Origin of the sequence: Ferrimicrobium sp., from assembly GCA_022690815.1 — a bacterium.
Taxonomy (GTDB): Bacteria; Actinomycetota; Acidimicrobiia; order Acidimicrobiales; family Acidimicrobiaceae; genus Ferrimicrobium.
Genome location: JALCZJ010000017.1, coordinates 18,937 through 42,437 on the forward strand (window position 1 = coordinate 18,937; position 23,501 = coordinate 42,437).

The 23,501-nt window shown below is 57.5% G+C and carries 23 protein-coding genes; 13 read left to right on the forward strand and 10 right to left on the reverse strand.

The window, feature by feature from the left end:
- Window positions 1-8 precede the first annotated feature (8 nt).
- Window positions 9-1,757, reverse strand: a complete 1,749-nt coding sequence (gene arc, locus MP439_06660) for a proteasome ATPase (GenBank protein MCI2975741.1) — start codon at window positions 1,755-1,757, stop codon at window positions 9-11.
- A gap of 156 nt (window positions 1,758-1,913) precedes the next feature.
- Here arc and MP439_06665 point away from each other — a divergent pair, with 156 nt between their 5' ends.
- Window positions 1,914-2,150, forward strand: coding sequence for a ferredoxin (locus tag MP439_06665; GenBank protein MCI2975742.1), 237 nt, complete (start codon window positions 1,914-1,916; stop codon window positions 2,148-2,150).
- Window positions 2,151-2,565: 415 nt separating this feature from the next.
- On the opposite strand, the gene MP439_06670 is transcribed toward MP439_06665, so the two are convergent.
- Genes MP439_06670 through MP439_06685 form a run of 4 tightly spaced genes read right to left on the reverse strand, consistent with a single transcriptional unit; the run spans window position 2,566 to window position 4,180 of the window.
- Window positions 2,566-3,423: a hypothetical protein gene (locus tag MP439_06670; protein ID MCI2975743.1), complete on the reverse strand. Its 858-nt coding sequence runs from the start codon at window positions 3,421-3,423 to the stop codon at window positions 2,566-2,568.
- Entirely contained in the window at window positions 3,420-3,665 is a 246-nt protein-coding gene (locus MP439_06675) for a hypothetical protein (GenBank protein ID MCI2975744.1), read from the reverse strand. The genes MP439_06670 and MP439_06675 overlap by 4 nt, the downstream gene beginning before the upstream one ends.
- A 9-nt stretch (window positions 3,666-3,674) precedes the next feature.
- Window positions 3,675-3,881, reverse strand: coding sequence for a hypothetical protein (locus MP439_06680; protein MCI2975745.1), 207 nt, complete (start codon window positions 3,879-3,881; stop codon window positions 3,675-3,677).
- A gap of 2 nt (window positions 3,882-3,883) precedes the next feature.
- On the reverse strand, window positions 3,884-4,180 hold the full coding sequence (locus tag MP439_06685; protein MCI2975746.1) for a phage holin family protein: 297 nt from the start codon (window positions 4,178-4,180) through the stop codon (window positions 3,884-3,886).
- Window positions 4,181-4,378: 198 nt separating this feature from the next.
- On the opposite strand from MP439_06685, the gene MP439_06690 reads away from it, so the two are divergent.
- From MP439_06690 to MP439_06725, 8 genes are all read left to right on the forward strand, one after another.
- Window positions 4,379-5,122, forward strand: coding sequence for a 6-phosphogluconolactonase (locus tag MP439_06690; GenBank protein ID MCI2975747.1), 744 nt, complete (start codon window positions 4,379-4,381; stop codon window positions 5,120-5,122).
- Between the two features lie 192 nt (window positions 5,123-5,314).
- Window positions 5,315-7,618, forward strand: a complete 2,304-nt coding sequence (gene cofH, locus MP439_06695) for a 5-amino-6-(D-ribitylamino)uracil--L-tyrosine 4-hydroxyphenyl transferase CofH (GenBank protein ID MCI2975748.1) — start codon at window positions 5,315-5,317, stop codon at window positions 7,616-7,618.
- Window positions 7,615-8,625 (forward strand): TIGR00730 family Rossman fold protein, encoded by a 1,011-nt coding sequence (locus MP439_06700; GenBank protein MCI2975749.1) that lies wholly within the window; start codon window positions 7,615-7,617, stop codon window positions 8,623-8,625. Before cofH ends, MP439_06700 begins: the two co-directional genes overlap by 4 nt.
- A 75-nt stretch (window positions 8,626-8,700) precedes the next feature.
- Window positions 8,701-8,844, forward strand: a complete 144-nt coding sequence (locus MP439_06705; GenBank protein MCI2975750.1) for a hypothetical protein — start codon at window positions 8,701-8,703, stop codon at window positions 8,842-8,844.
- Window positions 8,845-8,938: 94 nt separating this feature from the next.
- Complete coding sequence (locus tag MP439_06710) at window positions 8,939-9,091, forward strand: hypothetical protein (GenBank protein MCI2975751.1); 153 nt, start codon at window positions 8,939-8,941, stop codon at window positions 9,089-9,091.
- A 69-nt stretch (window positions 9,092-9,160) separates the two neighbouring features.
- Window positions 9,161-10,483: a carboxypeptidase-like regulatory domain-containing protein gene (locus MP439_06715; GenBank protein MCI2975752.1), complete on the forward strand. Its 1,323-nt coding sequence runs from the start codon at window positions 9,161-9,163 to the stop codon at window positions 10,481-10,483.
- Window positions 10,461-11,084 carry a hypothetical protein gene (locus MP439_06720; GenBank protein ID MCI2975753.1) on the forward strand — a complete coding sequence of 208 codons (624 nt, stop codon included), beginning with the start codon at window positions 10,461-10,463 and terminating at the stop codon, window positions 11,082-11,084. The genes MP439_06715 and MP439_06720 overlap by 23 nt, the downstream gene beginning before the upstream one ends.
- A 12-nt stretch (window positions 11,085-11,096) precedes the next feature.
- A complete protein-coding gene (locus MP439_06725; GenBank protein MCI2975754.1) occupies window positions 11,097-12,797 on the forward strand; it encodes a hypothetical protein in 1,701 nt (566 codons plus the stop codon).
- A gap of 32 nt (window positions 12,798-12,829) precedes the next feature.
- On the opposite strand, the gene MP439_06730 is transcribed toward MP439_06725, so the two are convergent.
- Together MP439_06730 and MP439_06735 are read right to left on the reverse strand one after the other, a co-directional pair.
- On the reverse strand, window positions 12,830-13,843 hold the full coding sequence (locus MP439_06730; GenBank protein MCI2975755.1) for an NADP-dependent oxidoreductase: 1,014 nt from the start codon (window positions 13,841-13,843) through the stop codon (window positions 12,830-12,832).
- Between the two features lie 4 nt (window positions 13,844-13,847).
- The gene (locus tag MP439_06735; protein MCI2975756.1) at window positions 13,848-14,603 is read right to left on the reverse strand and encodes an HAD-IIA family hydrolase; all 756 of its coding nucleotides are present in this window, start codon (window positions 14,601-14,603) and stop codon (window positions 13,848-13,850) included.
- Between the two features lie 36 nt (window positions 14,604-14,639).
- On the opposite strand from MP439_06735, the gene MP439_06740 reads away from it, so the two are divergent.
- Window positions 14,640-15,524: a hypothetical protein gene (locus MP439_06740; GenBank protein MCI2975757.1), complete on the forward strand. Its 885-nt coding sequence runs from the start codon at window positions 14,640-14,642 to the stop codon at window positions 15,522-15,524.
- Window positions 15,525-15,709: 185 nt separating this feature from the next.
- Here the strand turns inward: MP439_06740 and MP439_06745 are convergent, their stop codons facing one another.
- Window positions 15,710-16,483, reverse strand: a complete 774-nt coding sequence (locus tag MP439_06745; GenBank protein MCI2975758.1) for a hypothetical protein — start codon at window positions 16,481-16,483, stop codon at window positions 15,710-15,712.
- A gap of 32 nt (window positions 16,484-16,515) precedes the next feature.
- Here MP439_06745 and MP439_06750 point away from each other — a divergent pair, with 32 nt between their 5' ends.
- The 3 genes from MP439_06750 to MP439_06760 all read left to right on the forward strand — a co-directional run bounded on the left by MP439_06750 (window position 16,516) and on the right by MP439_06760 (window position 19,720).
- Window positions 16,516-16,743 (forward strand): hypothetical protein, encoded by a 228-nt coding sequence (locus tag MP439_06750; GenBank protein MCI2975759.1) that lies wholly within the window; start codon window positions 16,516-16,518, stop codon window positions 16,741-16,743.
- 960 nt (window positions 16,744-17,703) lie between these two features.
- Window positions 17,704-19,308 carry an ATP-binding cassette domain-containing protein gene (locus tag MP439_06755; GenBank protein ID MCI2975760.1) on the forward strand — a complete coding sequence of 535 codons (1,605 nt, stop codon included), beginning with the start codon at window positions 17,704-17,706 and terminating at the stop codon, window positions 19,306-19,308.
- A 46-nt stretch (window positions 19,309-19,354) separates the two neighbouring features.
- Entirely contained in the window at window positions 19,355-19,720 is a 366-nt protein-coding gene (locus MP439_06760; GenBank protein ID MCI2975761.1) for a DsrE family protein, read from the forward strand.
- Window positions 19,721-19,894: 174 nt separating this feature from the next.
- On the opposite strand, the gene MP439_06765 is transcribed toward MP439_06760, so the two are convergent.
- Both MP439_06765 and MP439_06770 read right to left on the reverse strand, forming a co-directional pair.
- Entirely contained in the window at window positions 19,895-21,943 is a 2,049-nt protein-coding gene (locus tag MP439_06765) for an ABC transporter ATP-binding protein (protein ID MCI2975762.1), read from the reverse strand.
- Window positions 21,944-21,954: 11 nt separating this feature from the next.
- Window positions 21,955-23,364, reverse strand: coding sequence for an FAD-binding oxidoreductase (locus MP439_06770; protein MCI2975763.1), 1,410 nt, complete (start codon window positions 23,362-23,364; stop codon window positions 21,955-21,957).
- Between the last annotated feature and the right edge of the window lie 137 nt (window positions 23,365-23,501).

Below are 23,501 nucleotides of genomic sequence, written 5' to 3' on the forward strand. Positions count from 1 at the left end.
CGTAGGTCTCATAGGTATTGACCAGTCGCCACCCGCTCGATCGCACGCCCACCTTCAGACCCCTCCTCCTGGGAGAGAAGAATACGCATGAAGACAATCCGCTCACCCTTCTTGCCCGAGATTTTGGCCCAGTCGTCCGGGTTCGTCGTGTTCGGCAGATCCTCGTGTTCTTTAAACTCCTTCGCAATTGACTGCAAGAGGTCCTCCTGTGAGATACCAGGTGGATCTCCCGCAATCTCACGCTTGATAGCGAGCTTCTTGGCTCGACGAACGATATTCTCAATCATCGCGCCAGAGGAGAAGTCCTTGAAGTACAGCACCTCTTTTTCACCGTTTTGATAGGTCACCTCAAGAAATCGATTGCTATCAACGGCCGCATACATCGTCTCAACCGTCGCCTCAATCATCCGCTGCACAGCAACTGCAGCATCACCATTGCCGAGCCGATCGACCTCATTCTTGTCGATGGGAAGATCTGGCGTAAGATATCGTGAAAAGATCTGGCGAGCCGCTTGACTATCGGGACGCTGGATCTTGATCTTGACATCCAACCGACCTGGTCGCAGGATGGCAGGGTCGATGAGATCTTCACGATTGGATGCTCCAATGACGATGACGTTGCGTAACGTCTCGACACCGTCGATCTCAGCAAGCAACTGAGGGACGACCGTCGATTCCATATCCGAGCTGATTCCACTGCCACGCGTACGGAACAACGAATCCATCTCGTCAAAGAAGACGATGACCGGCATCCCTTCTTCAGCCTTCTCTCGAGCTCGCTGGAAGATGAGTCGAATCTGGCGCTCGGTCTCACCCACGTACTTGTTGAGCAACTCAGGGCCCTTAACGTTCAGAAAGTAGCTCTTCACACTCCGCCCAGAAGTCTGCTCGATCTTCTTTGCCAACGAGTTGGCGACGGCCTTTGCGATGAGCGTCTTACCGCAGCCTGGAGGGCCGTACAACAAGATACCCTTCGGGGCTGGCAGCTGGTAGAGGGAGAAGAGGTCACGATGGAGAAATGGCAGTTCAACAGCGTCCTGGATCTCCTCGATCTGTCGATCGAGCCCACCGATATCGTTGTAACTGATGTCAGGAACCTCCTCAAGAGCGAGCTCCTCGACCTCGGGCTTTGGCAACAGCTCCAACACCATGGACGACCTCGGGTCGATCAAGACGCTGTCACCAACCCTGATGCGATCGGCGCGGAGGGCGCCACTGAGGATCCCAACACGCTCATCATCGCCACGCCCAACCACGATGACCCTCTCACCATCATCGAGTACGTCCTTGACCATGGCGACCTCACCGCTGCGGTCCACACCGCGTACACCAATCACGGCAAAGGACTCGTTGAGCGTAACCTCTTGGCCATGGCGAAGATCCGCAAGTGTGATATCGGGGTGCACCGCTACCTTCATCTTGCGACCTGACGAGATGACATCCACCGTCTCGTCATCGTTGACTCCAACGAACACTCCGTAGGCTGCTGGCGGTTGGGTAAGTTTCTCAACCTCCTCGCGCAGATTTGCGATGTGTTCCCGAGCCTGTTGCAGCGTAAACGTCAGCTTCTCGTTCTTCGCCTGCAACTGCGAGAGTGCCCCCGAGACCTCCAAGAGCTTCTCTTCAAGAACCCGCTCACGCGAGGGCGCATCGTTCATTCTTTGACGCAGCTCCTGGACTTCAACTTGGAGCGCAGTAACCATCTGCTGTTCATCAACTGCAGCATCGTTGTCGTAGGGCTTGTTGCGATCGACCATCACGCCTCCTTCCTTTCTTCACGCTACCCGAGTAGCAGCGAAATTAGAACCCTCACAAAGCAGCTAGACTCAAGCATGTTCTTCACCGCGAGGTGCTGAGCCAAAGGGCGCTGATATTCAAGCCAAACAATCGAACCCCAATTGGAAAGGACCTTGATGAAAGTCTGGATTGACCAGGATCTTTGCACCGGCGATGGCCTCTGTGAGGAGATTTGTCCCTCGGTCTTTACGCTTCTCGACGACGGGCTTGCCTACGTGAAGGAAGGCCAAGAGGTCTTTAACAATCCTGGTGGTGCAGCCCAAATGGCCCCCGTGCCAGCGGATCTGGAGGATGCCGTTACTGAGGCTAGCGAAGAGTGCCCTGGGGAATGCATCTTCGTCGAGCACGACTGACGGTTTCACAAGCCTGTCGAACAAGGCGTTCTCACAAGACTGTCGCACGCATCGAACCTTAGTCACACGTTCGCTAGTTCGCCGTTGCTTGCGCGCCGCTGTCGAGTTCGGCACCTTTGCAATGACCAGGTGCGGTGGGCTGGAGTGGTTGCGGGGTCTCGCGCCTGAAAGTATCGCAGTCAACGTGTAATCAAGGGGTGCTCGCGTTTGCCCACGGCGCATCGCGACCACCTTGGTGTCGCATATTTGACCAACAATGGCTGATCACAACGAAGTTCTCCCCACTACAGCAGCAGTCCAAGGTTGTCGATCACACCCACGCAACGATCCGACAGCCATTTAAAGCAACTACCGAAGGAGTCAGCCAAACGCCGATTCGCGAGCAACGGTTGCGCTACCTCGATGAGCTAATGCGCTAGTCGGTCTGCGGTTCAGGATCGGTCAGGGTCTCATCGTTATCAACAACAGTCTCGGCGTTGTCATGCACCGGCCTCGGAGCCGAGGCCCTGGCACTGATAATAAACCCGGTATGACCGATCATCTTTTGTTCAGGACGCACCACGTCGCCGCTGACCACCCAGTTGCGCTCGAGGATCTCCTTCACCGCGTCGATGGAGAGGTGGTTGGCGCGCATGGCCCGCACTGTCTCTTGGACCTGATTGATATTGGTGACATAGACGACCACTCGTCCATCGGAGGCCAACAGCGGGCGAAGATGAGCCACGACAAGCCAGGGGTCCAGAAGGTCGAGCACGATTCGATCAAAGCAACCAGAGAGCTCAACCTCCATGACGTTGCCCACGACGATCTCTAGCTGGCCGTGCAGCGAGGCCGGTAGGTAGCTCTCGACGTTTTTTTGTCCCCGATGGGCGAAGTCCTCTCGCTTCTCAATCGTAACGACATGAGCCCCTTGGCGCAAGAGTCCCATCGTCATCGCACCGGAGCCAAACCCAGCCTCGAGCACTCGATGCCCTGGTTCCAGTGACAGAGCACCAAGCATCGCGGCGATGTCTTTAGGATAGATAATCTGTGCACCACGCGGCATCTCAAGGACGATGTCCTCAAATGATGGCGCCCATACTGCCAACGACGAACCTGATCGAGTCGCAACCGTTGCACCTGACTCGATCCCAATCACGGAGTCATGCTCCAAGAGTCCGCGATGGGTGTTTACACTCGCCCCAGCCTTGAGTCGGAGCAAGAGCCGACGACCCCGTGGATCAACCACAAGAACCCAGGACCCATCCTGAAACACACGCTCGATGGTGGTCACCTCTGCGATCGCGGCGTGGCCTTGATCAGGTAACGAGCACCATCAGCGAGGTCCAAACGGGTAGATCCTCGGGACGCTGGAAATCGCCGACTCAACGCCCCTTTGGTGATTGCTCGAATGACATAGACCGCGAATCCACCAGCCAGAAGCCACCGATTGTTCGCGTTAACAAAAATCCAACGCAGGCTGCGGGCAAGAATCGCCGATGGCCGAAGCGAAGCCAGGACGGGCCTACGAGCCATCCGCACCCCTTAGAGTCTTGTGATTTCAATCACCGAGGTCTTGTTATGACCTCGGCGATAACCGGCTACGAAGGCAACAAGGACAAGTGCACCAGCTGCCAGACCAACAAAACCGGGAAACGCCGGCCTCAACGTTTTAAAAGAGCTATCGGCGGTTCGTTGCACCCCACGAAACGAATTCTCAACATCCGAGAGACTGATCTTCTTTGCCGCCATCATCATCTCCCTCGCTTTCCAATGCGGGCTAGCGTAATTCCCAACACGACACCGACAACCACCAGGGTAATAAGGTAAGGCAACCAGTTAAGATGGCCATGAAAAGTAGAGCCCGTCTCATCTTGGAGAACCCGTAAGAGACCGAGTGCCACCAGAACAAAACCAAACGCTGTCAGCAACGATGCGACGATCCCCCAGACTAACAAGCCACCCAGTCGCTTCGCTGGATCGACTGTTTCCTGCTTGACGTAGTTAAGCGACGTCGATACTGCTGATTTGAGATCATCCCGCTGACTCACCCCAAAAGCCTCCCCACCGAAGAACAAACCGATCGGTTCACATTAGGATAGCAGCGTAATCACCGCTCAACCCCACCCAGGCGATCGTTCGGTCGGCCCGCGATGGCGTCGATCGACAATGGTTCTTCTTCGGTATCACCGGCAACTTCGTGACGCCAAATCGATGGGGTGCGGTGACTATGGATGCAAAGGAGTGAGATGGCTAACTTTCGCTACGAAATTACTGATGACATACCTGGGTGCTTTGCCAATCACGTGGTTACCCATCTGGAGAGTGGCGGACTCGTTCTCCTCTCTGGTGGACATACCATCTTAGAGCTCATCGCTGCGCTGCGCGATGCCCTTACAGCCTACGACGGCAAGCCGCTGGCCATCGGCCAGGTAGACGAGCGCCTCGTCCCATCCGATGATGATCGATCCAACTGGCACCATATCGCCCAAGGTCTCGGTCCTCTTGGCCAGATCGAATTGCCGATGGTGAAGTGCCACACGCCAACCGAGCGTCAACTCCTCGCCGATACCGACGCGTCAGACCGAAGTACCGTTGAGGCGCGTGCCTCACTCGCAAAGGGCTACGCAAAGCGATACGAATTCCTCCTAGCTGAGTACCAACCATGGTCGGTTGTGCACCTTGGACTCGGCGCTGACGGACACACCGCCTCGCTGTTCCCCAATTCACCGGGACTCGCTCAACACAACGCCATGGTCATCGCCAACTCAGATCCCTCCCACACCAATCCGCTAGAACGCATCACCTTGACCTTCCCCGCGCTCAACCGCTTCCGCTTCCGCCTGATCGTCGCCACCGGCAAGGACAAGGCGGCGATCGTCGAACGAGCACTCTTTGGGGATGGATTGCCGATTCACTCACTCGATCGCAAGAACACGCTCCTCTTGGTAGACAGCGCCGCCGCGGCCGCGCTGTCTAATTCCGAGGCGTAAAGCGCGCTACAACCCACAATCGTCAGAAACCAATCGTCAGAAACCAATCGTCAGAAACATAGCCATGCACCCAACAACACGGCGGATCGGGGCAGCTCAATAGGTCTTTGGATTGGGAGGCTGCGCGCATCTAGACAGATTCGATGGGTGGCGCGCCAATCACTGTGAAGGGACGGTGGCTAAGGTGGTCATATGCAGATGAACCCAACCCGATGGTCGACTCAGAAGCTACTCACTGAAGCCGCTAAGCTTCGTGACCGTAACGGGGGCCGCCTCATCACCTATTCACCCAAGGCTTTCTTCCCCTTTACCATGCTGTGTCGCGACAGCTGTGGTTACTGCACCTTCGCGAAAGCACCGGCCCGTCTCACCAAGGCCTACATGGACCTCGACGAGGTGCAAGAGCTTGCAGATAACGCCTCTGCTTACGGAGCCATCGAGGCGCTCTTCACGCTTGGAGAACGCCCCGAGGAACGCTACGCGGTCGCACGAGAGGAGCTAGAACGCAAAGGCTATTCGTCGACGGTCGACTACCTCCACAAGGGTGCCGAAATCGCTCTCGCCGGGCATCTACTCCCACACATCAACGCAGGGACGCTCACCCCAGATGAATTGACGCGGCTGCGTTCGGTCGCTGTGTCCATGGGCATCATGGTCGAGTCCGTGAACGAGTCCCTCCCCTGTCATCGGCTCGCACCAGACAAGAAGCCAAATCGGCGCCTCCAAACGCTGCGAGACGCAGGAGTGCTCGCCATCCCGATGACCACCGGCCTGCTAATCGGCATCGGGGACAGTGAGGAGGATCGCCTCAATGGCCTGCTCGCAATCGCCAATATCGCGAACGAATACGGCAACATCCAAGAGGTCATCATTCAGAACTTCCTACCAAAGCCTGGAACCCAGATGGCACACACCCTGGAACCTTCGCGCGAGGAGTACCTGAGATCGATCGCGCTGGCGAGGCTGATTCTGCCAGAAACCGTAAGCCTTCAGGCTCCGCCGAACCTCTCCGATGACCCAGGCGAGCTGGTTGGGGCCGGTATCAACGATTTCGGTGGCATCTCTCGGGTCACCCCTGATCACGTCAACCCTGAGCGACCTTGGCCCAATATTGAGCAGCTCACCGAACGTCTTGCCCAGCTCGACTTCGCCCTCGTTCCACGGCTCCCGATTTATCCCTCGTATGTAAACGAGATGTCGAAATGGGTTGACGCCACGCTGGTACCTGCGGTAAACTACCATCGCGACCAACTCGGCTTCGCGCGCGAGCATCGGTGGTTTTCTGGGGAACCTGCGGTCTTTCCCACCAGCGTGTTCGCGAAATCGAATGTTCGATCATCCCAACCTGGTTGGCTCACCGAGCTAGCCGACGAGCTCGGTGCCGGTCGCGAAGCACCCGTAGAACTCCTCCGGGCTGCGGGCTCTGCCAAAGGCTTCGACGTAATGGGCGTCGTTGAACTGGCCGACGATCTACGTCGCCGAACGGTTGGAGATGTCGTCACCTATGTGGCAAACCGCAACATCAATTACACCAATATTTGTACCTTCAAGTGCCGCTTCTGTGCCTTCTCCAAAGGACCACTCTCACTCAACTTACGTGGCACTCCATACCTTTTGAGCATGAATGAAATCCTTGACAAGGTTGGAGAGGCCAAAGAGCGTGGGGCTACTGAGGTATGCCTCCAAGGTGGGATCCACCCCACCTTCGACGGCGAATACTATCTCAGCATTGCCAAGGCCATCCACACCAACTATCCATCCATCCATCTGCACGGATTCTCAGCTCTGGAGGTTTTTACCGGAGCTAAGCGGCTCAAGCTCGCGCTAAGCGACTACCTCCAAGAACTCCACGACGCAGGTCTCAAAAGTCTTCCTGGGACAGCGGCAGAGATCCTCTACGACCCCGTCCGGGCTATCCTGTGTCCCGACAAACTGACCACGAACGAATGGCTCGAGGTGCATGAAACTGCCCACTCGATCGGACTTCGCTCCAATGTCACCATGATGTTCGGCAGCGTTGAGGAAATCGATGCCGTCATACGACACCTTGACGTCACCCGTCAGCTTGGCCGCAAGACACACGGATTCACCGAATTTGTTCCGTTGCCCTTTGTCCACATGGCCACGCCGATCTTCCGTAACGGCAAAGCCAGACGTGGGCCGACGCTCCGCGAGACCGTACTCGTCCATGCACTTGGCCGCATCGCCTACCATGGCGTCATCGACAACATCCAGGTAAGTTGGGTCAAGCTTGGCGTTGACGGCGCAGCGTTCCTCCTTGATTGTGGAGCCAACGATCTGGGTGGCACCTTGATGGAGGAGAGCATCTCACATGCAGCTGGGGCAACCCATGGTACGGCGCTCACACCACAAGACTTTGCGTTGGTAGCTCAGCGCGCTGGAAGAACCTTGCGCCAACGCACCACGTTCTATGAACCAGTCGCCGGTCCGTCAGATTCTGCTCCCATGGCTGTTGCCCCAGGGTCATCCCTGTGACCGAGACGCACAAGCCAAACACCCAAGCCCAAGAGCATTCGGTAGATCTTCGTAACCCCAACCGAGACCTCAAGCTCGCCCTGATCAACGAGCTCGAGACGACGCTGGGCGCCGACATGGATCGGCTCGACTTAAAGATGATCACATCGGCGGTGCGTGAGCTACGCGAGGCCTTCACGACATTCGCGCCCTATCGTCGCCGGCGAAAGGTTACGGTTTTCGGTTCAGCGAGAATCGAGCCAACCGACCCCCGTTATCGGCTCGCGAACCAGCTCGGAGCCGCGTTAGCCAACCGTGACTGGCTGGTAATCACTGGTGGAGGTCCCGGACTCATGGAGGCCGCAACAGCCGGAGCAGGTCCAGACCATGCATTCGGCGTCAACATCCGACTCCCCCACGAACAGGAACCAGCGACCGGTCTCGATGCTGCTGGTCACCTCATCGAGATGAAGTACTTCTTTACCCGAAAAGTTCTGATGATCAAGGAGTCATCTGCCTTTATCTCCATGCCGGGCGGCCTCGGCACCCTCGATGAAACCTTCGAGCTCCTGACCCTCATGCAGACCGGAAAGACGCAGCTCGCACCCTTGGTCCTGCTCGAGCCACCAGGCGGCGACTACTTCGATCCACTGATCGCGTTCATCACCGACGTTTTGGTACCTGGGGGTCTCGTCTCGAAGGCTGACCTCGCACTGTTTCGCCGTTGTGAAACCGTCGACGAGGCCATCGACGAGGTAATCGGGTTCTATCACAACTTTCACTCCGCCCGAATCGTGGGTAAGAAGCTGATCCTGCGTCTGCAACGATTACCCGATGCTGCGCTGCTCAACGAGCTGAACCAAGATTTTGGTGATATTCTTCGCTCTGGCAGCATCGAGTCGTCGCCCCCAACCGCATGGGAGGTCCGTGAAGGTGACCATGTTGACCTCAAGCGTCTCTCCCTTGACTTCGACCAGCACTCGTTGGGGCGACTTCGAACGATGATCGATCAGCTCAATCAGATCTGATCGCTAGCCTTGGCCCACCCTCTTGTCGTGGGCCCCGGACATTGCGTTGTCAGAGCCTCGATCCATACTGACACTATGACAACGAAGCAGCTAGAACTCTTTGAAGCATCGGCACCAGCCAACACCTCTGAGTTTCGCCGTCTCCAGGGGCTCCATGGCGTAGCAAAACTCCGTCAAAGCCTCGCGACGACTGGACAGCGTAACCAGGACGTCGCTTAATCTGAATCAATCCGAGAGTCAAAAGATCTTTCGCAGCCTTCTCTTTCATCGCATCGTTCCGACAATCAAGGATATCGGCCCCTGGAACCCGAAGATGCGCGACACCTTTGCCAAGATGGGAGTCCTCGAATTCGCGGATGCTGATCTCGGGTCCATCGAAGCCGAAGACAACGCGCTCGCCGGCCACATTGACGAACTGCGCCGCTCTCAAGCTGCGACTAAAATCGCTGCTGGAGAGGATTCCTAGCACCATACGTGAGCGTTTCAGCTTGCAACACAAAGCACGTTCAATAATATGACCTAAAATGCCGATATTGTGGGTGTGATTAGCTGGCTGAGCCACCTGCATCGAGACGAACGAGGCGTCTCACTCATAAGCGTCGTCGTGGCCTTCGCCATCCTTGCCGGCGTGGTCGGCCCTGCGACCTACCTGATCGAACGCTCAACGCAGCTCGCCGCCTCATCTCGCCAACAGCTCACCGCGTCCAATCTTGCTCAGTCCGAGATCCAGATTCTCAATGCCGAGGCCTCGCAGTCCTTTGCCAACTTGACCAGCATGCTCGGTAGCTCAGCCCACTCGACCATCATCAATTCGGTGACCTACACCGTCACCGACGACCTCTACTGGACCGAGGGTACCTCAAACCCCGACGGCTGCAACGCCAATGCCGCCAGCGATCAGGTGCTCGAACCCATCCTGTCGGCATCTGTCACCGTTACGTGGAGCGACATGGCACCATTTCCTCCGGTGCGAAGCACGACCGGCTATCACGTCCCAGCTGGCTATAGCTCTCCCACGACGGGATCGGTCCTCGTTGTGGCCCAGAATCAGACCGGAGCGCCAGACAGCAATGTGACGGTGACGCTCGTCTCCACCGGCGCCGCCAGCGACACAGCACAGACGATCCAAACCGACTCCCAAGGATGCGCGTATTTCCCCTTCATGTCCCCGGGGTCCTACACCGTCGGACTCACACCTCCAGCCGGCCAGACGTGGGTCAGCCCCAGCGGCGACCCCAATCCATCACAAACGGTGACGGTGAGCGCCGCCGACAACGCTCAAGTTGACTTCACGTACGCACAAGCTGCAACGTTTACAATCGTAGCCCCCAAGATCAGCATCCCGTGGCAGTTCGGGATCTCACTCGGATCTACCGCACTTCCAGGTGACGAGACGATCTACTCCCCCGCCCCCAGCGCTTCCCCAGTCACCAGCATCACACCGATCTTTCCAGCGGCAACCGGCTATCAGGCATGGCTAGGGCAGTGCCAGGTCTACACCTCGTTCAGTGGCACAAGCTTAGGAAATATTGCCATCGCACAACCAGGGGAGACAAGCACCGTTAGTCTTCTCGGTCAACCCATCACGGTCACGGTCACCAATGCCCAAGGACCGCTTGCTGGCGCAACCATCAGTGTTGTGCAAACCGATGCCAATGGGACACCGCTTACCGACTGCTCCAACCCAATAACCACTGTGGGCACCACGAATGCCGACGGCCAATTGACCTTTCTGGCCCCGATTGGATATGTGACTCTGGTGGCAAGGGATGGCACGTCGAGCATCTCCTATCCATCGTCGGGAGCCCTAGCAACGCCTGGAGGAGGTGCGATCAGTGCATCGATCTCACTTCCCTGATAATGAAGGCGGCTTTGGCGTCGTCGAAATGGTCATCGCGACGGCGCTCACTGGCCTGTTGAGCCTAATCAGTTATAAGGTCATTACCTCCTTCTCCGTCGTCCAGCAAGCCACGTTAAGCTCCCAGGCAGCCAACGCGGCAACCGATCTCGCCTCGACGGAGCTCACGAGGCTCCTGGGTGAGGCTGTTACCACTGGCCAGGGGTCGCTCGTCTCGGCCTCACCATCCTCGATACACTTCGAAGCGATCGACCCCTCTGGGCAGCTTGGGATCGAGAGTATTTGGCTCGCCAACCTCAACTGCCCGTGCCAGGTCGACGCACAGTTCCAAACCGGTGCCAGCTCAAATCCCGTCGATGTCCTCGGAGTCACCATCGCATCACCAACGCTATTCTCCTACTACGCAACTCCCCCAAATCCTGTCGCGATCACACAAGCCCAAGTTCTTGTGCCAGCGCAAGGAACCACCAGCACCACAACGCTCACAACCATTCACCTAGTCGGGATCGATCTGACGGAAGACGTCGTCGATGAAGGGCCGACGACAACCCAAACGCTGATCGCCCTGCCAGGATCGACACAGCCTCCACCAGCAACCTAAGGGGATCCAAGAATGTCACACCATCACACCTCTCACCATCGGAACCGCCGCCACTGGGGCTCGTGCTCCAATCAGTCACGCTGCAAACACGGTGACCGAGAACGTGGCGATGCCTTGATCTTGGTCATCATCGCCGTCATGCTCATCACGTTGATCCCAGCCGGGCTAGTCGCAGCCTCCGTCGGCCAGCTACCTCAGACCAAACAACGGCAAGAAAACCAGACGGCCCTCGCCGCCGCCGAGGCGGGGCTTGCCAACTACGAGAACCTCTTGGACCAGTATTCGATCAACCAGCTCGGCAACTATTGGCAATACGATGCCTCGAATCCTCCGCCTGTCACCAACGTCGCCCTGACCGGCTGGGAGTCGGTCTCCGGCTCGAACTCCGAGTACTTTCACTATTCAGTAGATAACACCGAGACCGCCTCGAGCGGAATTGTGCACCTCCTCGTGACCGGTGCCGCCGCCAGTGGTACCAACACCCAGTACGTGACGCTCAATGCCTCCTTTCGATCACAAAGCTTTCTCAACTATCTCATCTTCGACAACAAAATGCTGGTCGACCCCGTCTTCGCTGTGCATGCAGCCCAAATACCCAATAATAAAGCTGAGGCCGATTGCAATTTCATGTTTGCGCAATCCAATGAGTCCAATCAGCAACCAACCAACGGACCGCAGCTTCCGCTGTGTCAATCACTCCTGAACTACTACGTCACCGGGCAGACCTTTAATGGGCCGGTGTTTTCCAACGACATGTTCTATCTGGCCGGTGATCCCGTCTTCAACGGCCCGGTCTACTCCGCCTCAGCCCTCACCAGTGGCATTCCCACACACCCGTACTGGATCGACCCGATCAACGCCTACCTCGGCGGGGACAACAGCGACAATCCAACCTTTAACGTTGGACAAAACGTGCAGTATCACACCCCCCTGGCCCTGCCACAGTCTGACTCGAATCTGGCCCAGATTGCAGCCGAAGGCGGCTGCCTGTACTACGGCCCGACACAGGTTACGCTCAACGGTACCACGATGACCGTCGTGTCACCTCAGACGAAAAATACCAGCTGCGTGGGTACCGACGTGCCCCTCCCCGCAAACGGCGTACTCTATGTCGCCAGCCTGGCAGAGGCCAACAGTGGAACCTGTGCGTCTGGATCGCTGAACATCGACCAACAGGATGCCCCCTGCCAGGAGGGAAATCTCTACATCCAGGGAACACTTAACGGACAACTCACGGCAGCGTCAGAGAACGACACGACCATCACCGGCAACCTCGAATACGCCGGCTGTGGCACCAACGGCACTTCAAGCCTCCTTGGCCTCATCGCCAACAACTTCGTCCAGATCGCCAACGACTTCGCCAAGACCAACACCACTCCAGATAGCTGCTTCTCGCATCCATCGAACGACCCCGTCGTCATGGCAGCCATCTTGACGCTACAACACTCGTTTGCCGTCGAGGACTTCTGGAGGCTTCCCTTTCAAGGCACCATCTACCTCTATGGCGCGCTCGCGGGAAACTACGCCGATATCGAAGGGGTGTTCCAGGGCACCACGATCACCAACGGCTACGCGACCAACTATACCTATGACCCACGTCTCGCCTACCTGTCACCACCGTACTTCCTCACGCCAGTTGATAGCTCGTGGGATAAGCTGAGCTCAATCATCACCACCAACCCCACGGACCTACCGGTACTTCCCTCGTCATAGCGGTATATGCCCTATGACAAAGGAGGCGATGCCTACCCTTCCTCTTGAGGTTGGGTGGCGACAAGCAACTTGCCCACGTTGGCACCACGAAAAAGCGATACGAACGCCGTTGGAAGGCTCTCAAACCCATCGACGATAGTCTCCAACGAGGTCAGCTTCCCTTCTTGAACCCAACCAATCGCCTGCTTGAGATACTCTCCATAGCGTGCCAGATGATCAGAGACGATGAATCCCTGGATCATGAGCCGACGGCGTACGACAAGACCCTCAAGCCCACGAGGGCCCGCAGGCAACTCAGTGTCGTTGTATTGGGAGATCGCACCACACGAAAGCACCCGGGCAAAATCCTTGGTGTGATGTAGCGCCGCTTCGAACTGTGACCCACCGACGTTGTCGAAGAAGAGGCTGATGCCGCGGGGAAAACTAGCCGAAAGAGCCTCGGAGAAGTCCACGGCCCGGTAATCGATCCCGGCATCAAACCCAAGGGTTGCAAGACCCCCCACCTTGTCTGCACCACCGGCAGAGCCAACCACCCTGGCTCCATAGATCTTTGCGAGCTGGCCGACTACCGAGCCAACCGCCCCACCGGCAGCGGTGACGAGGACCTCGTCATCGGCCTTGACCTGACCAAGCAACACCAGTCCGACGTAGGCCGTCAGTCCCGTCATGCCCAGTACGCCAAGGTAGGTCGATGGGTTGACCTCAACATCGATCGGCAACCTCCAAAGGCTTCCCGCCTCGGTCGTGTACGAGGTGGCCCATGGAGCCTCTCCACGGACGAGATCACCCGTGGCTATTGTCGACGCATTGGATTCGACGACCCTGCCGATAGCTGCAGAGGTGATCGGCTGTCCCACCTCAAACGGAGCGACATAGGAGCGAGCATCCGACATGCGACCCCGTAGATAAGGATCAACCGAGATCATGAGCGGTTCAACCCGTACCTGTTGTTCCTCGAGCGCTGGATCGGGCAACTCCACTAGATCAAAATCATCGGGCTGTGGGAGTCCGACTGGCCGTCTTGCTAATACGAATACATGTGACATGCTCTTACAACCTCTCTTCAACAATCTTTGCCAAGCTATCGGCACGCAGGCTCACCGGAATCGTCTGATCATGAACCTCACGGACACCCGAACTAACCAATCCAAACTCCACCCCCAGGCGCGCCGCAAAGCGCCCATCAGTACTCAGCCGATCACCAACCATGATCGTCTCGTTCCCGAGCAACGGACGCAGCAGCTCAACCATCGGCTCTTCGGGCTTACCAGCCACGGTCGGCTGAACCGAGGTGGCTGTCGACACTGAGGCAACCAACGCACCGGTCCCCGGAACCACCATGCGCTCGAGGGGATAGGTCGGATCTGCGTTGGTGGCGATGAAACGCGCACCCGAGAGGATCGCCACGCAAGCGTTGGACATGTCGGTATAGTTGAACGCGCGATACCAACCAAGCACGACACAATCGATACCTTCGACGTCTTCCAACGAGTGAGGCACAATCAACTCAGCCCCGATCGCCTCAAGCTCCTCGGACAAACCGCGCTCGCCGATGGCGAGCACGCGTGCACGGGGCTCAACAAGCGCCGCCGCGGCCATCGCCGAGGTCATGATTTGCTCGCGTGCTGCCGGTACCCCGATACGGTCGAGCTTTTCCACGTACTGTGAACGAGACAAGGAGGAGTTGTTGGTCACAAAAAGAACGTCATGTCCGCCCTCGTAGAGCCGATGGATGGCTTCGACCGAGCCGTCGATCGGGGTGTCCATTCTCCACAAGACCCCATCCAAATCGAGCAACCATTGCATACGTCAATCCACCTCTCGCCTAGCCTGACAGGTTAAATGTCAACTTCGCACTCTAACGCCCCAGGCTACCTCGTGACCCAATTCACACCCACAGTCGTCGAACGAGTGGAGCCGATCCGCTTGATCCACCTCGACCCCGAGGGCCAAGGCGCCGAGGGCTTTGACGATCAAGAAACTCAATTCCGTACTTCTGCCCTCGCGGTCGATGAGGTCGCTGGCTTTTACCGCTACATGCTGGCTAGCGTAACCAGCGGCACGCGGCGACGCATTACGGGCGTTGTTGTTGGCCTTAGGGTTACAAATCAACCTTGCCCTCTGTGGATCGCAGTTGACGCACCGGATCTCGAAGCATTCGTCGCGTCACAGGGTGCTTACCTCGGCAACGTCGCCGATCGAACCAAAACCTTGCATCGTCTGGAGCGCTATGAAGGCGGTGCACTCACCATGCTGGTCAACAACCTGCTCTCGCACCGACCAGCATTGACCGTACAGATTAGGCCAGTTAGCCCTCCCCATGCAACGATAGTACCAGTTCTTATCACAACGCTTGAAGCCTTGCATGCATGTCTTGAACAGAACGTGGAGCTTGCCACTCCAAGGTCCATCGCGCAATGGCTCACCTCGACGATCATGGCATCGCGCTCTCGCATTGACGACTCGGCAATAGCACACTACGAGCTTGATGGCGACGTAGTTTCACTTTCGCGGCGCATAGGCCTCCAAGATGGAGGCGAACTCGAGCCATCGGGTCGCTGGCCATCAACGATGACCTGGCCATCGCCAATGACATGGCATCCCGATGTCCAACTGCTCCGCGACCTCGCCACTACCGGCGACCCTGAGCTCGCACTGCCCGCAGCTCTGACCCTTCACCCGGCAGTAGCTATTCTCTTCGGGGTCGCGACGCCAAGCGAAACCTGAGCGCTGTTCCTTGCCAACCCTAGCGATGCGTTCAACCACAACCAAGCGATGTAGGGCCCAACGCGGGGGAATCAAAGCGCCACCAAGTAGCAATACGCGTAGTGTGGTGCTGCTCTGCACCTGGGGCGCTCAAGATCCGAGTCCGCCGTGGGCCAAACGTTCATCATTAGGCCCCAGCTCGTCGACTAGCTCAATCCTGCCAACCGCTCGGCAACATCGTAGAGGTTGCGATCCTCTTGAAATAGCTGAAGATAGGCCTCACGAGCTCCAGAGACATCACCGGCACGTTCGAACAACTGTGCCAGAAGATAGCGTTGACGAATGCTCGTGAGCGCAGACGCGCGCCTTTCTTTGGCTACCCCCTGCTCCATCAGTGCGATGGCTTCAGCAAGCTTGCCAAGATCCGCCAGTGCGCTTGCATAGACGATTCGTCCCTCGACAATGACCTCTTTCGCTGGCGATGCTTCGCGCAATCTCAACCACCACCGCTCGAGTTCGTTACCTCTTCCCAATGCTCGCACACAATCCATGATGACCGGCACTTGGTCGAAGCTCTCAGTCATCTTGTGAACCTTGCGCAAAACACGCAGAGCCGCATCGTAGCGGCCAAGACGGTATAACGATAGGCCCATCAACTCCAAGACTTCAACCTCGTCAGGGTCCATGGCATCAATGCGACGCGTGATTCGAAGTGTCTCTTCGAAACGGTCGCGCTCATAGGCATCAGCCGCCCGGGCAAGTAGCTGTGTCATGGTCGAGCGACTCTTCGATCGCATCGACGGTCGTTCCGAGCGGACCTTGGAACGTGGCACCTCCGAGGGCACGGACCGTTCGGGTACGGGAGCGTGTGTTGCCTCTTGTTGCAGCCATCGCGAGGCGTGAAAGCGCAGCGCAGGAAGCTCCTTAGCCTGGGTTTCAGCCGCCGCCGCTTCGTCAGCCAACGGTGCGTCATCGCGCAATTCAGTACCAGGAACATCGTCATCGACGTCTCTTGATCGAACCCAGCGGTGCTCACGATCATCGTCTCTTGGACGTGAGTAACGAGGACGATCGCCGTCATCTCTACGGGGTCGGTCGCTTCGGTCACGGTCTGGTCGTGGACCTGGTCGAGTACCGGAGTTCGAGCGATAACCGCCACGATCATCGTCTCTTGGACGTGAGTAACGAGGACGATCGCCGTCATCTCTACGGGGTCGGTCCGATGATCCCGACTCGTTAACTTGTCTAGGATCGTCCGATGGGGTTGACATCTAGTTTCACTCCGATGGTGCACGGGAAAGGGAATACAAAAATTTGCGCCCAGCCATCCTAACCGGTTGCGCGACGCCCAACGATGATCGACCTAGTCTCTCGAGAATAGCTCCGCTAATACTGTGTACCATCGCCAAGGCTCCTGGAGTATTACAAGAGACTGATCTCCCTTCCCACCGTTCCTGGAGTATTACAAGAGACTGATCTCCCTTCCCACCGTTCCTGGAGTATTACAAGAGACTGATCTCCCTTCCCACCGTTCCTGGCATCACAAACACGACAGCGTGCGACAAGTGCCAAGGGATGCCAGGATGGTTGCCCAAATCTCGCTCTCACCAACGTCCGTGACTGGTGCTTGATTTGGACTCGGCCAAGTGTGAGCGCATATCGACCGATAGCCTTACCGACAATGACGAAGTAAAGCCGCCGCAATCTCAGTAATTTTGCTATCGGGACCTTGTGATAGCGCTACTATCCTCATCGCTCATCCGAGCCACTTGTCAATCTCTTGGGTGTCTTAGGCCAGAATTTTGCGAACAATGCCTCTGTTGGATCGGATTACCCGACTCACCTCTTCAAGGGATACAACGCCTCGACTCGCCTCGCTCACGCCGTGACGAGCGCGACGGGCCGTCCATTGCAAACCTTGGACCGCGCATGAATCGCCCGCCTGGTTCCTGACAATCAGGCGTTTACCACATCCGTACAGATCGCCTATGCAAGAGCGGTGGAGGCCACAATTGAGCTTTGGTCGCCATGAGCGTGCAGGCTGGTGCGATCGGCAACAACATCCGCAAAGCAGAAAGCGATGAAAGCGAAGCCCTCAACATTAGCCCGGCAGATCACGGGCTTGCAACTATTAGCATGGTAGGACGAGAGTCGATTCTTGCGATCGATTCGCACTCCTCCCGTCTCGGAAATGAGAACTATGCTCGTCCATGCGAAGTCACTACAGTTTGAGTACGGTGCTCGGTTGCTCTTTGACGAAGTGAATCTGCTAGTAGACCGCGGTGACCGGGTTGGTCTCGTTGGGCGCAACGGCGCCGGCAAGACGACACTGATGAAAATTCTCGCCGGAGAACTTGAGGCCAAAGGGCTCCTAGAACGCAGCGGAACCGTTGGATACCTACCGCAAGACCCGCTGGCTGCCGACCCAAAGATTACCGCACTCTCGCGCATTCTCTCAGGTCGCCAACTCGATGAACTCTTTGTACGACTCACCGAGCTACAACTGGAGATGACACAACTGTCTGGAGCCGCGCAGCAGCAAGCAACACGCGATTACGGTCAAGTCGAGACCTTGTTTGCCAACCGCGATGGGTATCGAGCCGAATCCGATGCCACCGTACTGGCTACGTCCCTTGGGATCGAAGCGCACGTACTCACACAGCCCATCGGCGTGCTCAGCGGGGGTCAGCGACGACGCATCGAGCTCGCCCGCATTCTCTTCTCGGAGGCCGATCTGCTCCTCCTGGATGAGCCAACCAACCACCTTGATGCCGACTCAATTAACTGGCTCATCGACTTCCTCAAGACGTTTAGTGGCGGACTCATCGTGATTTCTCACGATGCACGGCTGCTTGAATCGGTCGTCAACCGCGTCGCGTTTCTCGACCCGCAACGCTCCACGCTCGACCTCTACGCTCTCCATTATCGGGCGTACCTCGTGGCGCGTGCTGAAGATGAGGCGCGACGCCGGCACCTCTACGAAGTCGAGACCACCAAGGCCACACAGCTCAAACGTCAAGCTGACAAGATGCGGGGTTCCACAGCAAAACGCGCCAGAAAAGCAAAGGTCCTCGATAGGAGGGCCACACGCATCCTCGATAACGTCGACGACCTACGCGCCGCTGACAAGGTGGCCAATATCCGGTTTCCTCAACCGTTGCCATGCACTAAGACCCCGATCCAAGCATCCGGTCTCGCCAAATCCTACGGATCACTTGAGGTCCTCAGTGGTATCGACCTTGCGATTGATCGTCAATCACGAGTTGTGATTCTCGGACTCAACGGTGCGGGAAAGACAACCCTTCTCAGGATGCTGGCCAACGTCGAGACGCCCGATGCGGGCGAGATTCACCCGGGCAAGGGTCTCGTCGTTGGCTATTATGCCCAGGAACACGAGATGTTGAACCCAAATCTCACGCCGCTTGAGAACCTGCGCAACGGGGCTCCCCCTGATGTCACCGATGCCGATCTGCGACAGATCCTTGGATCGTTCATGTTCACCTCCGAGATGTTTGCTCAACCGAGTGGAACCCTCTCTGGTGGCGAGAAGACCCGACTGGCACTGGCCACTCTCGTCTCTCAACGAGCGAATCTCCTCCTGCTAGATGAGCCCACCAATAACCTTGACCCTGCAAGTCGAGATCGCGTCCTAGCGGCACTACGCAGTTATACTGGCGCGATTATCCTGGTTACCCACGACCCTGGAGCCGTCGAAGCCCTCCAACCAGAGCGCGTTCTGATGTTGCCAGATGGGGTCGAGGACTATTGGAACGAAGAGCTGCTCGAGCTTGTAACTCTTGCCTAGGCTCGCTCCCAAAGATTTCTAAGGTTGCCCTACTAGCCTGATGTTCATGAAACCTGAATCGAATGACACCAAGCTTGAAGTAGTAATTCAACTCGACACCCCAGATCAGCAGGCCTGGCAGCAGGTCCTGCACCAGATTGGAAACCTTCTGGCCGAAGACGAGTCGGCATCGGTGGAGGTAGTCTGTTCTGGACGAGGCATCGACCTGATTCGACGCGACACGACGCATGTATCAATCGAACTGGCCAACCTCGTCGCACGAGGCGTCTCCTTTGTCGCCTGCAACAACTCACTGCGTCAACGCTCGATCAGCGAGGCTGAGCTTTTCCCCTACGTCACCATCGTCCCTAGCGCGATTGGAGAGCTCATCCGAGCCCAACGCGATGGTAAGGCCTACCTCAAGCTCACCTAGACCCTGGGTCGGGACACTTTCCTCGCCGTTGGGCGCCGGTGTAATGTGTGAACGTTACGACGTTGTGCGCCCCAAAATCAGCGATGGCTGAGAGACCTCAACTTTGCGTCGGGCCCCATCCGCTCCATCAACGCCCAAACTACGTGATGTTGCTAAGTGGCGCTGGGGCCTTGGCTAGCTATTGGTAGCTCTCACTAATTCGCTAAGCTCCCAGGCATCGTCGATCACCTGTTCTGCGTGATGACAGGCGACCGTGTGTTCTGTTCCGACGTCCCGCAGCTGTGGGTGTTCGCTGGTGCATTCAGCGGTTGCATAGGGACAGCGTGGATGAAAGCGGCAACCCTGTGGTGGCGAGAGCGGTGATGGCAGCTCGCCCATAATCTGGCCAGCACGGGCCTTTTGTTGCTCGATCACCGGATCGGGAATGGGAACCGACCGCAGAAGCCCTCGAGTATATGGGTGCGCAGGAGAGGCGAACACAGCATCCGCCGGCCCCAGCTCAACCAACTCGCCGAGGTACATGACGCCGATCCGATCGGCCAGATAACTAACCACGGAGAGGTCATGTGAGATCAGTGCATACGTGAGGCCGAAGCGGGCCTGCAGGCGACGCATCATGTTGAGAACCTGGCTGCGGATCGAGACGTCTAAGGCAGAGACAGGCTCATCGGCTACCACCAGACCTGGCTCAAGCATCAGTGCTCGCGCAAATCCAATTCGTTGGCGTTGGCCACCAGAAAACTCATGGGGATAACGTTCAACCGCGCTATGGCGAAGACCCACCTCATCGAGCAGCGAATACATCCTGGCGACCTGAGCCTTTGCATCACCTGCGTGTTGGACCTTCACGGGCTCGAGCAGGGCAGCACGGATGCGCATCCGAGGATCGAGCGATGCATACGGATCCTGGAACATCAGCTGAAAGTTCCGACGCAGTTTGCGCATCTCGCCAAGCGACCGACTGGCAATGTCTCGTCCTTCATAGGCAATGGTGCCTGCCGTTGGGCGTTCAAGGCCAACCATCATGCGGCCGAGCGTCGACTTACCACAACCCGACTCGCCGACGATCCCAAGCGTCTCGCCACGATACAGGGTGAGGTCGATGCCAGAGACCGCATGAACACTGCCGACCTTCCTCCTCAACGCTCCGGCAAAGACGTCATACTCCTTGACGACTCCCTTGAGCTCAAGCAGTGGCTCACGCCCGAGTTCGCGCTCAGCGTGACGATCGCTAGCAGCGACCACGCCGGAGCGGATCTGATGATCGACCGGAAACCAGCAGGCAAACTGGTGTTCATCACCCGTCAAGGCCGGGTCGTCCGTGCGGCACCGATCTTGGGCAAAGCTACAGCGTTCTGCAAACCGACATCCAGACGGAGGATGTGCAAGGTCCGGAGGAAGCCCCGGAATGCTCGGCAAGACCTGTTCTCGATCATCCCCAATACGTGGTATCGAGGCAAACAGCGAGAACGTGTAGGGGTGCCGCATCTCTCGAAAAAGGCGACCCGTATCGGTGCTCTCAACCACTCGGCCGGCATACATCACCATCACCCGGTCGGCTCGTCCGGCTACCACGCCGAGATCATGGGTGACCAGAATCAGCCCCATGTTGAGCGTGGACTTCAACTCGTCAAGAAGGCTCAGGATCTGTGCTTGGATGGTCACATCGAGCGCGGTCGTGGGCTCGTCGGCGATCAAGAGCTCTGGGGAGTTTGCCAACGCGATCGCGATCATGACCCGTTGACGCATACCCCCTGAGAGCTGGTGCGGGTAGTCATTGAGACGCTCGGCGGCAGCTGGAATCTTGACGAGGTCAAGCACCTCGAGCGCTCGGCGGCGCGCTATAGCCTTGCTTGCCGACTTGTGGATGATCAAGGACTCAGCGATCTGCCATCCGATGGTCTTCGAAGGGTTGAGGCTGGTCATTGGGTCTTGGAACACGAATCCAATCTTGGAACCACGCACCGCACGCATCCTCGACTCACCGGCACCGACGAGCTCCTCTCCATCGAGTTTGACACTCCCTCGGGCGATCACGCCCCCGGCAGGAAGAAGCTGCACGATCGAAAGCGCTGTCATTGTCTTTCCGCAACCCGACTCCCCTACAACGCCAAGTGTCTCACCACGCGCCACCGACAGCGACACCCCGTCGACGGCGCGCACCGTCGTACTGCGCTGGCGAATCTCCGTCACCAGATCATCGATCACCAATAATTCAGCCAACGTATCCCCCTTTAGGAGTCGAAACCGACACCGAATCGATCCAGCGTTCGCAGCCAACAATTGCGCTGGCCGCCATGCGCATCGGCATGCATCAGCGAACGTCGCGTCAAGGCGACGGCCGCGCTACGAAGTGGCTCCGGCGGGAACGGGATTGGCTTGGTGCGCACCAAAGCGAGGTGCTCATAGGGCGAATCCTTGGGTTCCAACCGAGCGCACAGCACCTTGGCGGCAAAACGTGTGGCCCCGACACCGAGCCCAGTAAAACCAAGGGCGTATTGAACCTTGCCTTGATGCCTAGAGCCAAAGAACATCGCAAAGCGAGAGGATGTGTCAATCGCTCCGCCCCATGCATGGCTAAAGCGTACCCCCTCGAGCATCGGGAAGGTGTCAAAGAAGTGCCGGGCCAACATCAAATGTGTCGACGCACGACGGCGATAAGCGCTGCTCACTCGGGAACCAAAGTGATAGATGGCGTCGTAACCACCCCACAGAATGCGATTATCACGGGTCAGGCGATAGTAATGGAAAAGATTACCGAGGTCAGAAAGCCCTTCACGACCACTCCACCCCACCTCAGCCAACTGCTCAGCGCTCAAGGGCTCAGTCATGAGCACATAGTCGTAGACCGGGATGACAAAGTTGCGCACCCCAGGTAAGAGCGACGGAAACGCATTCGTGGCCAGGATCACCTTGGCAGCACGCAGCGACCCACTCTGTGGCGTGGTAACGTCGATCATGCCACCCCTCTGGTGCACACCTTGGACCATTGTGCCTTCATGAATCTTCACACCAAGGGAGGTCGCCACACGGGCCAAGCCCCAGGCGAGCTGGGCGGGATCCACCAGTGCCGTCCTATTGCGGGTGAGGAGACCACCCTCGTAGGTTGGGGAGTGCACGATGGCCTGTGCTTGTCCCCGATCAAGAACCTCGATCTGGTGTCCATACTTTCGCGCGAGATCGGCGTACTCCTCAGCCCCGTCGAGCTGCCACGGCTCGGTGGCAAAGTCAATCGCACCCGAGAACGTAAAATCACAGTCGATACCATGGTCAACGACGAAGTTACCGAGACCCTCAAGGTTGTCACCACCAAGACGCTCGAGCTCCTCCATCTCCTCGGGCCAGCGCGCTAAGCCATTCTCAAGCCCATGAGTCAGGCTTGCGTCAACAAAGCCTCCGTTGCGTCCGCTCGCGCCAAAACCAACCCGACCAGCTTCCAGTACCACGATCTCCCACTCTGGGAATCGCTCCTTGGCTAGCACCGCCGACCATAGCCCCAAAAAGCCACCACCGACAATGGCGAGGTCGACGTCGCGGTGCACGCCAAGTGGAGGCTCAAACGCTGGTACCTTGTCGGTGTCGAGCCAGAACACGTGATCCTTAGCGCCGGTTAGTGCGCGGATAGCCTCTCGTTCACTGTTCATCTACCATCCCCTCCTTGTGCTACCCGGCGCCACGTCAAAGCCACTCGTTACCTCCTCGGACCAACCCATAGAACCGTCGGCCAGGTGAGCCCCATCGTGGCAAGACCGCCTGGTATCCTTCCATGCGACCCATGTCC